Genomic DNA, 14268 nt, shown 5'->3' on the forward strand with positions numbered 1-14268 from the left:
ATGCAGACGATCCAGGGCCTGGGTGCCGCGGCCGGACGCCACGATGGCCTGTTCAAGGCCGCGCTGGTGGCAGGCGCGGTGTTTCTGCTGTGGAAGGCGGCGCGCGGCCTGAAGGGCGCGGCCTGGAGCGCCTTTGGCCTGGCCTGCGCCGCGTACTGGACCGGGCTCTGGCCCTGGTGACGCACGCGGTGCCGGACCGGTCCGGAGCGGGTCAGCCCGTGGGCAGCACCAGCTGGAAGTAGGGCGGCGGCGGGGTCTGTCCCGGCGGCAGGGCCGCGGGAGCCGGCGCCCCCGCGGGGCCCAGCGATCGGATGAAGCGATAGATCGCGCGACGATCCTCTTCGCGCATCGCGCGCAGTTGGTAGTCGGGCATCGGCGGGCGGGTGTGCAGGTTGGCCGTGTAGACCAGCCACTGCGCCTCGTCCAGGGCGTCGATGGTCAGGCGCAGGTTGGTCGGGTAGCTGGTGCCCCAGGGGCCATGGAAGCCGAGCTGGTTGCCGGTCAGCCACTCGTCCTTGGGCACATCGCCTCCGCGTTCGCCGAACCGGGCGGTGTGGCAGTCGTTGCAGCCGCCCATCAGCACCATGTACTCGCCGTGCGCGACTTCGTCGGCGGCGGGGACGACAGCCGGGCCGGCGGCGTCCGGGCGGGGGTCGGCGACGGCACGCTCGCAACCGGAGGCGAGCAGCAGGACGGAGGCGAGCAGCGGCAGCAGCAGGTGTCGGGACATGCGAGGGCTCTTCCGATGTCGGATGCCGCAGAGAACGCGCGAACCACGCCTGTGCGGACGCGATTCCCGGCCCCGCCGACGTCCTGCGAGCGCGGTCGTGGCGGCGGTGCGGGACCGGCATGCCGGTCATGCCACAATGCCGGCTCCCGCAGCCGATCAAACCCCGCGATGCCCAAGCAGAAGACCAAGAAGAAGATCGAAGCCCGCCTGTCGCCGATCCACGGCAACGGCATCTTCGCCACCGAGTTGATCAAGAAGGGCGAGCGGGTGATCCGCTACAAGGGCGCGCTGCGAACCCACCAGGAAGTGGACGAGGATTACGGCGACGAGGACGAGAACGGGCACACCTTCCTGTTCACCCTCAATGACGAGTACGTCATCGACGCCAATGTGAAGGGCAACGTGGCGCGCTGGATCAACCACAGCTGCGACCCCAACTGCGAGTCCGAAGTCGAGGAAGACGCCAAGGACCGCCGCGAGAAGGACAAGGTCTACATCCACGCGCTGCGCGACATCAAGCCCGGCGAGGAGCTGACCTACAACTACGGCATCGTGCTCGACGAACCGCATACCGCCAAGGCCAAGAAGCTCTGGGCCTGCCGGTGCGGGTCCAAGAACTGCACCGGGACCATGCTGCAGCCCAAGCGCAAGCGCTGAGCCGGTCGGCCGGCGATGCGGCCGGCGGCGAAATGGTTGCCATGACCGATGGGACGCGCCGCGCAGCGCGTTTCGGCCCAGGCTGCGCGGCATGGACAATGCCCAGGGACAGGTCAGCATGGCGCGCAACGGCAACCGCCTCCGGTCCTGCCTGCTGCTGGCGCTCGCTGCGGCATCCGCGCCCGCGACGGCGGTCGAGATCGACGGCCGCATCGACCCCGCCGAATGGGCGGGGGCCCGCCATATCACCGACTTCCGCAAGGTCCAGCCGCTGACCGGCGAACCGGGCTCGCTGGCGACCGAGGCCTGGGTGCTGGCCACCCCCGAGGGCCTGGCCGTCGCCTTCCGCAACGTGCAGCCGCCCAGCGTGCCGCGCACGCGCCAGAAGGTGCGGCGTGATTTCCAGGAGCAGGTGGACCGGGTCAACGTCTTCATCGATTTCGATGGCGGTGGCCGCACCGGCTACGCGTTCACGGTCAGCTCCACCGGCGGCATCGCCGACGAGATCATCACCAACGAACAACAGTTCAGTTCGGACTGGGACGGGCTCTGGCGCCAGGCGGTCAGCGAGGACGAGGACGGCTGGAGCGTCGAGCTCCTGGTGCCCTGGCACACCGCGCCGATGCAGGACATCGAGGGCGGTGAGCGTACGCTCGGCGTCTACCTGGCCCGCGTGGTGGGTTCGACCGGCGAGCGCATGGCCTGGCCGGTGGCGAGTTTCGAACGGCCGCGCTTCCTGTCCGAGTTCTCTCCGCTGACCGTGCCGGGCTACGACCAGTCGCTGCTGGCCATCACTCCCTACGTCTCGGGGCTGTACGACAACGTGCGCGGCGGCGGCGAGGGCAACGCCGGCGCCGACCTGTTCTGGAAGCCCAGCGGGCGCTTCCAGCTCTCGGCCACGGTCAATCCCGACTTCGGCCAGGTGGAAAGCGACGACCTGGTGGTGAACTTCAGCGCCACCGAAACCTTCGTCAGCGACAAGCGCCCGTTCTTCACCGAGAACCAGGGCATCTTCGAATACACCACGCCCTCCGACTTCAGCCAGCTGCTTTACACGCGTCGCATCGGCGGGCCGGCCGACGATGGCAGCGGCGCCAGCGACATCGCCGCCGCGCTCAAGCTCAACGGTGGCCTGGGCGGGATGAAGTACGGGCTGTTCTCCGCCGAGGAGGCGGGCGAGGCCGGACGCAGTTTCCATGCGCTGCGCCTGGTGCAGGATTTCGAGGACCAGAACCTCGGCCTGATGCTCACGCGCGTGGACCGGCCGTTCCTGGGCCGCGAGGCCACGGTGCTGGGCGTCGACCACAACTGGCGCCCCACCGCGCGCTGGAACCTGCGCAGCCGCCTGTTCGGCAGCCGCATCGACCAGGACGGCGTGCGCAGCAGCGACCTGGGCGCCACGCTATGGGCCGACTACGAGATGGACCACGGCTGGCGCCAGCAGTGGATCGCGATGCATTTCGGCGACGAGCTGGAGATCAACGACGCCGGCTACCTCGCGCGCAACAGCGTCAACTACCTGCACTGGCAGGTTTCGCGCCGCTTCACCGACCTGCCGGAGGACTCGCGGGCGGCCTCGGTGGACTGGCGCGCACGCATCAGCGGCAACTACAACAACCACGGCGACCGGCTCAACGACCAGTTGCGCATCAGCCGCGAGGCGCAGCTGCGCGACGGCAGCAACGCATTCGCGCAGGTCAACGTCAACAGCGCGGGCATCAGCGATAACTTGCTGCGCGGCAACGGCATCGTGCGCCTGCCGGCGAACTTCAACGCCTATTACGAGTTCGAGCGCCCGCGCAAAGGCCGCTGGGCGCACGACCTGGAGCTGGAGGTATTCGGTGGCGGACTGGCCGGCAACCGCAAGCTCGGTAGCGCGGTGTGGTACGGCGCTACCTACTTCGTCACCGATGCCTTCAGCCTCAATGCCGGGGCGGCCCTGATCCAGCGGCCCGACTGGCTGATCTGGCAGGGCGCCGCCAGCGGCGACCTGGTGGGTGCGTTCGACGGCAAGGAGGCCAAGCTGCTGGCGGGCCTGGACTGGACGATGAGTCCGCGCCAGGAGCTGCGTGTCAAGCTGCAGGCGATCGGCATCGATGCGCGCCTGCGCCAGGCCTGGCGCTTCGATCCCTCCGGACGCGCGCTGGCCGCGGACGATGTGGTCGAGGATTTCAGCGTCCGCAACCTGGCCTTCCAGATCCGCTATCGCTACGAGCTGGCCCCGCTGTCGCATCTGTACGTGGTCTATGGCCGCGGCGGCTTCGACCGGAGCAGCATCGCCGATGGCGTGGACGAAGCCCTGGTCGACAGCTTCGACCTGCGCGACGACGAACAGCTGATGGTGAAGCTGAGCTATCGCTTCGAGCTGTAGGCCGCGGCGAGGCGGGAAAGCGATTTCGTTCCGACACGTCCGCCCGGCGGTGACGGGCAGGCCGCGGCGGGGGCGACGCAGCGACATCGGCGGTGGCGTGGGCCGCGCGACGCCTGGTCTCCGCGCAGGATCCGTCGACGCTGGATGCTGAGTGGGCTGACGGCGCGACGCGCAGCCGCGCGAACGTGGGCGATATGACTGCCGTGGCGTAATCCAGGTTCCCCCCACAAGCGCGGTCCTTCAGGCCGGTCCGCCAGTCGGCGGACTCAGCGTGCGGCGTCGCGCAGGTCGACCGCGTCGATGCGCCAGGCGCGCGCTCCGTCCATCTGCGACCTGCGCAGCGTGTAGCGCCCGGCCTGGTGCTGCACGCTGCCGTCGGTGCGGGTGGTCGTCACCGTGACCGGCACCTCCACGTGAGCCGTGCCGGTTCCGCCGTCCGCCGGACGCGGTGCGCCGAGCGTCAGTTCGATCGAAGCCGCGTCCGCGAATGCCGCGGCGAACTGCTCGGGCGTGCGCCCAGGCGCAGACGCCCCATCGGCCCACGCGGCATGCGCGGCGGCGAAGTCGCGCGTGTTGATCGCCGCGTAGTAGTCGCGCAGCAGGTCGCGCGGGTCTTCCGGTGTCGCCGTGGTCGCAGCCGCGGGATCGGGTGCGGGCGCGGCTGCAGACAGCGGCCCAGGCACGATCGCGGTCGAGGTGGGCGGCGGCGCAGACGGATCCACCGCCACCAGCGGGACCAGCCCGGCCTCGGGGTTCTCCTCCAGCGGCGGCAGCGGGGTTCCCTGCAGGGCGGTCGGATCGTGCGCGGGTGTCGGCGAGGTGCCAGCCAGCGGCACTTCGCCCGGGCCGGGCGCGGCGGGCATGTCGGTGACGGCGCCGCCGGCCGGCTGGGGGCCGGGCAGTGGCGCCTCCGCGGCGGTCGCTCCGTCCCGCGTGGCGGTGTCGGGTTCGCCACAGCCGGCCAACGCCATCAGGCAGGCCAGCGCAGGCACGATCGAGCGGACGGGGTGCGGGCTGGGCGGCATCGCGGGTTCGGGAAGACGGGGGCGGGAAGTGTGCTGCGCCGCCTGCATGCGCCGCGTCAGCGCGGGTCCGACAGGCTGCGGCGGCGCGGCTGCAGCCAGGCCAGCAGCACGCCGAGCAGCAGCATGCTGGCGGTGCCGAACGCGGCCTGGCGCATCGCGAAGCCCGCCGGGATGGGCTGCGCGGCATAGGCCAGCAGGCAGGCCGGCACCGCCGCGACCAGCGCCATCGCCAGGCCGAAACGCAGCCCCTGCCGCAGTGCGGCCCGCTCATGCGCGAAGCCGACGCTGAAGATCCAGGTCATCGCGAAGCCGAGCAGGAAGTGCGCCAGCAGCACCCAGGGCAACTGCCGCGCGCCATCGTGCGCATCCCGGTACTCCTGCGCCAGCGCCGCGTAGTCGGGCGCCAGCAGCACGCCGTGGACCAGGAACGACAGCAGCAGCGCCGCGAACGAGACGACCGTGCCGCAGATCCAGAACCGCTTGTCCATCATCGATGTCCCATGGGCGATGCCGAATCCTACCCGCCGCAGCGCGCCGCGGCGCGGCGCTTCATGCCGCGGCGCTGCGGTACTCCTGTTCGAGCCGCTGCTTCAGCGCCTCGTCCAGCCCGAGCTGGCGTGCGAGTTCGTCCAGATAGGCGCGCTCCATGAAGTTCTGCTCGTCGGCCGCCACCAGGCTGGCCAGATACATCTCCGAGGCGATCTCCGGCGTGGACCCCGCGCGCGCCACCTCGGCCGGATCGAGCGGCTTGTCCAGTTCGACCTTCATCCACTGCTGCACTTCGGCACCCGGCGCCATGCGGGCGAATTCGCCCTCGATCACCTCGCGCTCGCGCGCGTCGATGTGGCCGTCGGCCTTGGCCGCGGCGACCAGGGCGCGCAGGATCGCCTCGGCGTGCAGGTTGGCCTGGGGCGGCGGCAGCCGATCGACCGTCTGCGGCTGCACCGGCGCGCCCTGCTGCGCGCGGTAATCGCCGTAGGCGCGGTAGGCCATCATGCCGAGCGCGGCCAGGCCACCGTAGGTGGCGAGCTTGCGGCTGGTCTTGTTGCGGCCCAGCAGCAGGCCCAGGGCGCCGCCGGTCATCGCGCCCTTGCCGAAATCCGATCCCAGCATGCCGCCGAGGCCGCCGCGGCCGTCCTTGCCCGACAGCGTGGTCGGCGCCGCGGATTTGAGCAGATGGTCGAGGAATCCGTTGAGGCTCATGCGCGTCGTCCAGTGGGGGGATGCGCGCATCCTAACCCCACAAAAGGAAACGGGACGGCAATCGCCGTCCCGTTCCGTGTACCGCTTCGAGGTCGCCGGCGATCAGGCCGCGGCGTCCTTGAGCTTCTTCAGCGGGCGCACCTTGACCTTCACCGAGGCGGGCTTGGCGGCGAACCACTGCTCTTCCTTGGTGAACGGGTTGATGCCCTTGCGCTTCGGCTTGGCCGGCACGTTGACCGCGGTGAACTTGGCCACGCCCGGCAGGGTGAAGCTGCCGGCGCCCTTCTTGTTGAGCGAACCGTGGATCGCGCCTTCGAGCGCGCCCAGCACGGCGCGGATGTCCTTCGCCGCGACGCTGGTGGCGTCGGCGATGTGCGCGACCAGGCCCGACTTGCTCAGGGCTTCCTTGATCGCCTTCGGGGCAGCAGGCTTGGCAGCCTTCTTCGGAGCAGCCGCCTTCTTGGTCGGGGCCTTCTTCTTTGCCATGGGTGTGTGTTCCCTCGTCTGTGTCTGTGGTCTGCGTTCTGAACTGGCCGAACGTGCCGGCAGGCGCAATGTAGGGCATCCGCAACGCGCCGCCAATAGGAAAACACGAAAAAACGCCTTCCCTGCGCTTCCTCGTCAGCCGCGGCGGCGGGGCTGCGGCGACCGCCGCAGCGGCGGCCAGCGCCACCAGCACGCCAGGACGATCCCGGCGAACGCGGTGTAACCCAGCACGAACACCCACCAGGGCGCCTCGAAGTAGATCAGCCGCGAAAGCCAATGCTGGACGAAGGATCCTCCGTAAGTGTCCTGCCCGGCACGGATTCGCAGCGCGTGCTCCCAGTCTGTGAGCGGGCACAGCCGGCCCAGCCAGGCCTGCAGCGCGATCACCAGCATCAGTCCCAGGTGGGTGGCGCGCAGGCCGAAGCGGCGCACCACGCGCCAGCCGCGCGGGCCGCCGACCAGGATCGCCAGCGTGCCCAGCACCACGAACGCCACCACGCCCAGGTGCAGGGCGAGCACCGCGTCGGCGAGCAGGCCTGCGGTGGACGGCGTCATGGCCACGCGCTCAGTCCTCCTCGTGGCGCGGCGAATACGCCGCGACCAGCGCCTGCTGCACCTGCGGCGGCACCGCCTCGTAGTGGCTGAAGTCCAGGGTGTAGCGCCCGCGCCCGGCGGTGATCGACTTCAGCTCGGCGGCGTAGCCCTCCAGTTCCGAGAGCGGCACCTGTGCGGTGACCGCGATCTCGCCATTGCCGGTCGCGTCGGTGCCGTTGATGCGCGCGCGCTTGCCGGCAAGGCTGCCGCTGATGTCGCCCATCGCGCTTTCCGGCGCGTGCACCGCCAGGTCGACGATCGGCTCGAGCACCTGCGCGCGGGCCTTGCTCACCGCATCCAGGAAGGCCTTCTTGCCGGCTGCGACGAACGCCACTTCCTTGCTGTCGACCGGATGATGCTTGCCGTCGTGCACGATCACGCGCAGGTCCTGCATGGGATGGCCCGAAATCGCACCCGAGCGCAGGACCAGGCGCACGCCCTTCTCCACCGCCGGCAGGAACTGTCCGGGGATCACCCCGCCCTTGACCTCGTCGACGAACTCGAAGCCCGCCCCGCGCGGCAGCGGCTCCACCCGCAGTGACACCTCGCCGAACTGGCCCGCGCCGCCGGTCTGCTTCTTGTGCCGATGGTGGCCCTCGGCGCCGATCGAGATGGTCTCCCGATAGGCGATGCGGGGCGGATGGGTCTCCACGTCCACGCCGAAGCGATCGCGCAGGCGTTCCAGGTTGACCCTCAGGTGTAGGTCCGAGAGGCCGCGGATCACCGTCTCGTTGGTTTCCTCTTCGTGCTCGACCTGGAAGCAAGGATCCTCCTCGGCGAGCCGGCCCAGCGCCGTGGCCAGCTTCTGCTCCTGCCCGCGGCTGCCGGCGCGGATCGCGAGCCCGAACATCGGCTTGGGGAACGCCACCGGCGCCAGGTGGATGTGGTCCTCGTCATGGCTGTCGTGCAGGACCGCATCCAGATGCAGGTCCTCGACCTTGGCGATCGCGGCGATGTCGCCCGGCACGGCCTGGTCGATCTCGACATGCTCGCGCCCGCGCAGGCGATACAGGTGGCCGACCTTGAGCGGTTTGCGCCCGTCGTCGACGAACAGCTGGCTGTCCCGGCGCACCGTGCCCTGGTACACCCGGAACACGCCGAGCTTGCCGACGAAGGGGTCGTGGACGATGCGGAACACGTCGGCGATCACGTGCGCGTCGTGGTCGGGTGCGGTGGCGATCGGGCGCGCATCGGCGCCGCTGCCCTTGAGGAAGGGCGGCGGATTCGCTTCGCCCGGATGCGGGAACAGGCCCGCGGCCACGTCCAGCAGCGCCTGCACGCCGAGGCCGCTGCGCGCCGAGGCGAAGCACACCGGCACCAGGTGCCCCTCGCGCATGCACTGTTCGAAGGCATCGTGCAGCTCGCTCCCCGACAGTCCCGCCTCGCCCAGTTCCAGGTAGTGGTCCATCACCGTCTCGTTGATCTCCACCACTTGGTCGAGGATGCGGCGATGCCAGTCGGCCACCGGGCCGAGGTCGCTCTCGCCCTGGTCGCCGCCGAAGCAGTCCACCACCCGCGTGCCGCCGTCGGCCGGCAGGTTGAGCGGCAATACCTCGGGGCCGAACGCCTGGCGCAGCAGCTCGAGCACGCGGCCGGGATCGGCTCCCTCCGCATCGAGGCGGTTGACGACGATGGCCCGGCACAGGCCGCGCTCTTTCGCCCGGGCCATCAGCCGCCGGGTGCCGTATTCCACGCCGCCGGTGGCGTCGACCACCACCAGCGCGGTCTCCACCACCGCGAGCGCGGCCAGCGCCGGCCCGCGGAAATCGGGATAGCCCGGCAGGTCGATCAGGTTGAGGCGGATGGACTGCCCGTCGCGCACGGTGGCGTCGACGCTGGCGATGGCGGCATCGATCGAGTGGCCGCGCTGCTTTTCGATGGGGTCGAAATCGGAGACGGTGCTGCCGCGTTCGACCGTGCCTGCCGTCTGGATCGCGCCGCCGGCATGCAGCAGGGCTTCGAACAGGGTGGTCTTGCCGGCGCCGGGGTGGCCCGCCAGGGCCACGTTGCGGATCTGCTGTGTCGAGTGGGGCATGGTGCCGTGTCCTCCTTGTCGTGACTCGCGCGCCGGTGGCCGGCGCCGGATGCGCGGAAACCTGTCCGCGGGAGGCCGGCGCGCATGGCCGGGCCCTGCGGTGGTCCGCATGGCGCCGTCATGGCTGTCCGCGGGAGGAACGCTGCCGTTCGAGCGTTCGCTCGAGGGGCGGTCATGGCGGGCGGACACCTTAGCGCGTCGCGGCGCACGGGGCGCGTTGCGACGCAGCACGTCGTCCGCGGTGGCCTTGCCGCGCGACGGGTGCTCCGGTCGGGTGGGGACGATCGTCCGCCCGGGTCGAATGGCCGATGGGTGCTCCGGTGCAAGGAGGCCGACGGCGACGCGCGTGCCGGGCGCAGGCATCCACGCGCCGGCGACCTTACGCGGCGGTAACGCGGCGCTGCGTACGCTGCCCGTTTTTCCGACGGAGGAGCAGCACGATGGGTATCTCCCGCAAGGCCAGCGCGCACTGGGAAGGCGATCTCAAGAGCGGGCGTGGCAGCCTGAGCACGCCCGTCAGCGGCCTGCTCGACGGCACCCGCTACGGATTCAACAGCCGCTTCGGCGACGAGAAAGGCACCAACCCCGAAGAGCTGATCGCCGCCGCGCACGCGGGCTGCTTCACCATGGCGCTGTCGGCCAAGCTCAGCGAGGCCGGGCATCCGCCGCAGTCGCTGGACGGCAGCGCCGAGGTCGACCTGTCGATGGAAGGCGGCCCGTCGCTGAGCGCGATCCGGTTGAAGATGAAGGCGAAGGTGCCCGGGCTGGACGCGGCGAAATTCCGCGAGATCGCGGAGGACGCCAAGCAGAACTGTCCGGTATCGCGCGCCCTGAGCGCGGTCCCGATCACGCTGGAGGCGGAATTGCTTGGGTGATGCCATCCGTTCGGTGTTGATGGTCCACGGCGGCGGCGGAGGGGGCTGGGAATGGGTCGTGTGGCGGCGCGTGTTCGAGGCCGCGCGGCTGCAGGTGCACGCGCCCGACCTGCAGCCGTCACCGCGCGGCCTCGCACAGACCGGATTCGACGACTACCTGGCCCAGGTCCGCGCGGCGCTGGATGCGCTGCCGCGCCCGCGCGCGGCGATCGGTGCCAGCCTCGGCGGCCTGCTGGCGGCGGCCTGTGCCGATGCGGCCGATGCCGTGGTGCTGGTCAACCCGCTGCCGCCGGCGCCTTGGCATGCGCAGTTGCCGGGGCGCGAATGGCCCGATGTGGTTCCCTGGCAGCGCGACGCTCGACTGACCGGCACCCGCCGCGCGCTGCCCGATGCCGATGAGGCCACGGCGCTGTTCGCGTTCCGGCACTGGCGCGACGAGAGCGGGCAGGCGATGCGCGAGGCGCATGCCGGGATCCAGCTTCCGCGTCCGGCTTGCCGGGTCCTGTGCATTGCCTCGATGGTCGACGACGACGTGCCGCCCGCGCTGACCGCCGCGCTGGCGCGTGACTGGGACGCGTCGCTGCTGCGCGCGCAGGCGGTCAGCCATGTGGGTCCGCTGCTCGGGCGTGGCGCAGCCGACTGCGCGACCCAGGCGCTGCACTGGCTGTCGGCCGGGTGAATGCGACCGCGCGGCCTTCGCCGGCGCTCAAGGATTCAGGCCCGCGTTAGCGCCTCGCGCCTAGCGTGTACCGGCGCCACCCGTTCCGGCGCGGGGAACTGCATATGAAGCCCATCGGGATCGCGCTCGCTTCCGCGCTGCTGCTGTCGGCCGGCGCCGCCTCGGCGCAGACTCACGACGACCGCTACGGCCCGGCGCCTTATGGCGACTACAGCCATCGTACGGCGCCCGACCGCTATCCCTACGGGCGCGACCGCGCTGGCGATCCGGCCCTGCCGGAGCATTACTCGCAGGGCGAGTACGACTGGGCGCGCGTGGTGCGGGTGGATCCGGTGTTCGACGGACGCGCCCGGCCGGTGCAGGACCCGCGTCGCTGCCAGACCCGCCGCGACGGCTATGTCTCCAGCGACCCCTATCGCGACGGCTACGGCAACGACCGGGGTTACGACGGCTACGCCGACCCCTACCGCCAGTCGCGGCGCGACGAGAACGGGCGCACGCTGGCGACCGTGGTGGGCGGCATCGCCGGCGCGGTGCTCGGCAGCCAGGTCGGCGGCGGCAGCGGCCGCTATATCGGCACGGCGGTCGGGTCGATGGTGGGCGGCGTGGCCGGCCGCGGCATCTACGAGGCCAATCGTCGCGAGCGCGATGCCTACGTCACGGTCTGCGAGCCGGACCCGTACCGCGGCGAGGCCTACGACAGCGGTGGCGATGCCTACGGGCGCGCGGTCGACCGTTACGACGTCACCTACGAGTACGCGGGCCGGCACTACACGACGCGCACGGGCTACCACCCTGGCGACCGCATCCGCGTGCGGGTGGACGTGCGCGCCGAGTAGGCCTGGGCGCGCCGGCCGCGCGGTGCGGGTAGGATCGCCGCACTGCCCGACGTGGAACGCTGCCCATGCACCGCAAGATCCTGCTCTCGCTGCTTTGCGCCGCCGCCGCCGTCCTGCCGGCCGCGGTCCACGCGGAAACCCTGCTGCGCGCGGCCAGGATCCACACTTCGGATCCCGAGCGGCCCGTCGCCGAGGCGATGGTGTGGGACGAGGCCGGGCGCATCCTCGCGCTCGGCGACGCGGCCGCGCTGGAAGCCGGGTTCCCGGGCGCGCGTCAGCTCGATCTGGGGTCGGCCACGGTCATTCCGGGACTCATCGACGCTCACGGGCATATCGTCGGGCTGGGCCTGGCGCTGGCCCGTGCCGACCTGGTCGGCACCCGCAGCAAGCAGGAGGTCGTGGAGCGCCTGCAGGCGTTCGAGCGCGACCTGCCGCCGGGCGAATGGCTGATCGGCCGCGGCTGGGACCAGAACGACTGGCCTGAGCAGGCTTTCCCCACCGCCGCCGACCTCGATGCCGCCTTCCCGGAGCGACCGATGTGGCTGGGCCGGGTCGATGGCCACGCGGGCTGGGTGAACTCCGCCGTGCTGCGCGCGATCGCAGCCGATCCGGCCGCCGCCACGCTGCTGGCCCAGGGCCAGCCCGAGGGTGGCCTGATCGTGCGCGGCGCGGATGGCGCGCCGACCGGCGTGTTCATCGACGATGCCGAGCGCATGGTCGCCGCGGTATCGCCGCCGATGGACCAGGGCGATGCCGACCGCGCGCTCGGTCTCGCCCTTGCCGAAGCGGTGCGCCACGGCCTCACCGGCGTGCACGACATGGGCACGTCGCTGGCCGACTTCGAACAGCTGCGGCGCTTCGCCGACCAGGGGCGCCTGCCGTTGCGCGTGAGCGCCTACGCCGACGGCGACGGCCGCGCGCTGGAGTGGCTGTGCGCGAACGGCGCCTATGCGCACCCCGGCAAGCGGCTGCAGCTGCGCGGGGTGAAGTTCCTGATCGACGGTGCCCTGGGCAGCCGCGGCGCGGCGCTGGCCGAGGACTACAGCGACGACCCCGGCAACCGCGGTCTGGTGCTGATCGAACCCGCGCGATTCGCGCGGTTGCTGGAGCGCGCGCAGGGCTGCGGACTGCAGGTGGCCACGCACGCGATCGGGGATCGCGGTAACCGCATGGTGCTCGACGCCTATGCGCGCGTGCTGGGGCCGCGCACGGCCGACGACCACCGCTGGCGCATCGAGCATGCGCAGATCATGGCGCTGGAGGACATTCCGCGCTTCGCAAGCCTTGGCGTGGTCGCCTCGATGCAGCCGACCCATGCGACCTCGGACATGCCGTGGGCCGAGGCGCGCGTCGGCGCTGGGCGGATCGCCGGTGCCTATGCCTGGCGGCGGTTCGCCGATGCGGGCGTACGGCTAGCGCTGGGGTCCGACTTCCCGGTGGAGTCGCCCGACCCACGCCTTGGCCTGTACGCCGCCGCGACCCGCCAGGACCGCCATGGCCAGCCGCCGGGCGGTTGGCTGCCGGACCAGCGGCTGACGGTGGCCGAGGCCTTGCGTGGCTTCACCGCGGATGCGGCCTGGGCCAATCGCGACGAGGCACTGGTCGGCCAGCTCAAGCCCGGGCTGCAGGCGGACTTCGTCGTGCTGGCGCAGGATCCTGTCGCGGCGCCGACGACGGCGCTGCACGCCCTCGACGTGCGTTCGACCTGGGTCGACGGGGCCCCGGTCTACGAGGTGGAATGAGGCGCGGCCGGGAAGGCCGGGCGAGCGGTCGACTCCGCGTGCCGCGACACCATCACCTTCCGGCGCCTCAGGAGGACGGCCAGTCGATGCGTCCGTCGATCACCGTCTGTACCTGGCCGCCCGACCACACGTCGCCGGCCGGGTCCACCTGCAGTTCGATGATGGCGTCGAACCCGACCTCGCGGCCCTGGCTGATCCGGTAGCGGCCGTCGCGACCAGGCAAGGCGTCGCGCGCAGCCAGCCAGGCGGCGAGGGTGGCATTGGCCGCGCCCGAGGCCGCGTCCTCGAAGCAGGCGGTCTGCCCGACCCAGGCGCGGACGGCGAGCGCGTAGCCCTGGCCGGGATCTTCGGCGCGCGCGAACGCACACAGCCCCATGCTGTCGGTGGCGTGCGCCAGGCGCTCGATCGCCGGCCAGTCGGGCGTCGCGGCGCGCAACTGCGCCTCGCTCGCGATCTCGGCCAGCCACCAGCGCCGGCCGCCGTCGACCAGCGCCTGGGGCAGGGCGCCGGTCGCCAGTCCGGCTAGCGCCTCGCCCAGCTGCGGGTGCGTGGCGTCGGCGACCTCGATGATGCGCGCGCGCGGCGTGCGCACCGCGATCGTGCGCGCCGCGCCGCTGTCGTCCACGCGCAGCGGAAGCTCGCCCGCGATTCCGGCCTGTACCAGCAAGCCGTCGCGTGGCGTGGCCAGTCCTGCCTGCAGCACCGCATGCGCGGTGCCGACGCTGGGGTGACCGGCGAAGGGCACCTCGCGGCGTGGACTGAAGATGCGGATGCCGTAGCTCGCGCCCGGGTGGGGCGCGGGGAACACGAAGGTGGTCTCCGGCAGGCGCGTCCAGCGTGCGATCGCCTGCATCGTCGCATCGTCGAGCCCGCCGGCATCGAGCACCACGCCGAGCGGATTGCCGGCTCCGGGCCGGTCGGCGAAGACATCGAGCTGCAGGTAACGGCGTTGGGGCATGGTGGGGCTGGCCTGTGGTACGGGTAGAATCCGCGCTTCCATCCGCGCGCGCGGACGGGCCGCCCGTTATACCG

The 14268-nt window shown here is 71.5% G+C and carries 15 protein-coding genes; 7 read left to right on the top strand and 8 right to left on the bottom strand.

Translation table 11 applies throughout. The features are described from left to right. Nucleotides 1-180, top strand: a complete 180-nt coding sequence (locus tag ACQYVW_RS11300) for a hypothetical protein (RefSeq protein ID WP_434932477.1) — start codon at nucleotides 1-3, stop codon at nucleotides 178-180. A 31-nt stretch (nucleotides 181-211) separates the two neighbouring features. Here the strand turns inward: ACQYVW_RS11300 and ACQYVW_RS11305 are convergent, their stop codons facing one another. Continuing rightward, nucleotides 212-730 (bottom strand): cytochrome C, encoded by a 519-nt coding sequence (locus ACQYVW_RS11305; protein WP_434947057.1) that lies wholly within the window; start codon nucleotides 728-730, stop codon nucleotides 212-214. Between the two features lie 168 nt (nucleotides 731-898). Between ACQYVW_RS11305 and ACQYVW_RS11310 the strand changes: the two genes are divergently transcribed. Then, complete coding sequence (locus tag ACQYVW_RS11310; RefSeq protein WP_434932475.1) at nucleotides 899-1387, top strand: SET domain-containing protein; 489 nt, start codon at nucleotides 899-901, stop codon at nucleotides 1385-1387. Nucleotides 1388-1478: 91 nt separating this feature from the next. After that, nucleotides 1479-3758 carry a DUF5916 domain-containing protein gene (locus ACQYVW_RS11315; protein WP_434947058.1) on the top strand — a complete coding sequence of 760 codons (2280 nt, stop codon included), beginning with the start codon at nucleotides 1479-1481 and terminating at the stop codon, nucleotides 3756-3758. 266 nt (nucleotides 3759-4024) lie between these two features. Here ACQYVW_RS11315 and ACQYVW_RS11320 read toward each other — a convergent pair whose 3' ends face one another. The 6 genes from ACQYVW_RS11320 to fusA form a co-directional block, all read right to left on the bottom strand. Beyond that, nucleotides 4025-4783: a hypothetical protein gene (locus ACQYVW_RS11320; RefSeq protein ID WP_434947059.1), complete on the bottom strand. Its 759-nt coding sequence runs from the start codon at nucleotides 4781-4783 to the stop codon at nucleotides 4025-4027. Nucleotides 4784-4839: 56 nt separating this feature from the next. After that, on the bottom strand, nucleotides 4840-5271 hold the full coding sequence (locus tag ACQYVW_RS11325) for a hypothetical protein (RefSeq protein ID WP_434947060.1): 432 nt from the start codon (nucleotides 5269-5271) through the stop codon (nucleotides 4840-4842). Nucleotides 5272-5332: 61 nt separating this feature from the next. Beyond that, nucleotides 5333-5986, bottom strand: coding sequence for a tellurite resistance TerB family protein (locus tag ACQYVW_RS11330; RefSeq protein WP_434936003.1), 654 nt, complete (start codon nucleotides 5984-5986; stop codon nucleotides 5333-5335). A 102-nt stretch (nucleotides 5987-6088) separates the two neighbouring features. Further along, nucleotides 6089-6472 carry an HU family DNA-binding protein gene (locus ACQYVW_RS11335; protein WP_434947061.1) on the bottom strand — a complete coding sequence of 128 codons (384 nt, stop codon included), beginning with the start codon at nucleotides 6470-6472 and terminating at the stop codon, nucleotides 6089-6091. A gap of 135 nt (nucleotides 6473-6607) precedes the next feature. After that, nucleotides 6608-7027, bottom strand: a complete 420-nt coding sequence (locus ACQYVW_RS11340) for a DUF2784 domain-containing protein (RefSeq protein ID WP_434935999.1) — start codon at nucleotides 7025-7027, stop codon at nucleotides 6608-6610. Between the two features lie 10 nt (nucleotides 7028-7037). Further along, nucleotides 7038-9101 carry an elongation factor G gene (fusA, locus tag ACQYVW_RS11345; RefSeq protein ID WP_434947062.1) on the bottom strand — a complete coding sequence of 688 codons (2064 nt, stop codon included), beginning with the start codon at nucleotides 9099-9101 and terminating at the stop codon, nucleotides 7038-7040. 440 nt (nucleotides 9102-9541) lie between these two features. On the opposite strand from fusA, the gene ACQYVW_RS11350 reads away from it, so the two are divergent. The 4 genes from ACQYVW_RS11350 (at nucleotide 9542) to ACQYVW_RS11365 (ending at nucleotide 13236) form a co-directional block, all read left to right on the top strand. Further along, nucleotides 9542-9976: an OsmC family protein gene (locus tag ACQYVW_RS11350; protein WP_434935996.1), complete on the top strand. Its 435-nt coding sequence runs from the start codon at nucleotides 9542-9544 to the stop codon at nucleotides 9974-9976. Then, on the top strand, nucleotides 9969-10655 hold the full coding sequence (locus ACQYVW_RS11355; RefSeq protein ID WP_434947063.1) for an alpha/beta fold hydrolase: 687 nt from the start codon (nucleotides 9969-9971) through the stop codon (nucleotides 10653-10655). Before ACQYVW_RS11350 ends, ACQYVW_RS11355 begins: the two co-directional genes overlap by 8 nt. A 104-nt stretch (nucleotides 10656-10759) precedes the next feature. Continuing rightward, a complete protein-coding gene (locus tag ACQYVW_RS11360) occupies nucleotides 10760-11494 on the top strand; it encodes a glycine zipper 2TM domain-containing protein (RefSeq protein ID WP_434947064.1) in 735 nt (244 codons plus the stop codon). A gap of 65 nt (nucleotides 11495-11559) precedes the next feature. After that, nucleotides 11560-13236: an amidohydrolase gene (locus ACQYVW_RS11365; protein WP_434947065.1), complete on the top strand. Its 1677-nt coding sequence runs from the start codon at nucleotides 11560-11562 to the stop codon at nucleotides 13234-13236. 67 nt (nucleotides 13237-13303) lie between these two features. On the opposite strand, the gene ACQYVW_RS11370 is transcribed toward ACQYVW_RS11365, so the two are convergent. Then, complete coding sequence (locus tag ACQYVW_RS11370; protein ID WP_434947066.1) at nucleotides 13304-14194, bottom strand: PhzF family phenazine biosynthesis protein; 891 nt, start codon at nucleotides 14192-14194, stop codon at nucleotides 13304-13306. Nucleotides 14195-14268 lie beyond the last annotated feature (74 nt).

The organism is Luteimonas campi (assembly GCF_051162505.1).
Lineage (GTDB): Bacteria > Pseudomonadota > Gammaproteobacteria > Xanthomonadales > Xanthomonadaceae > Luteimonas.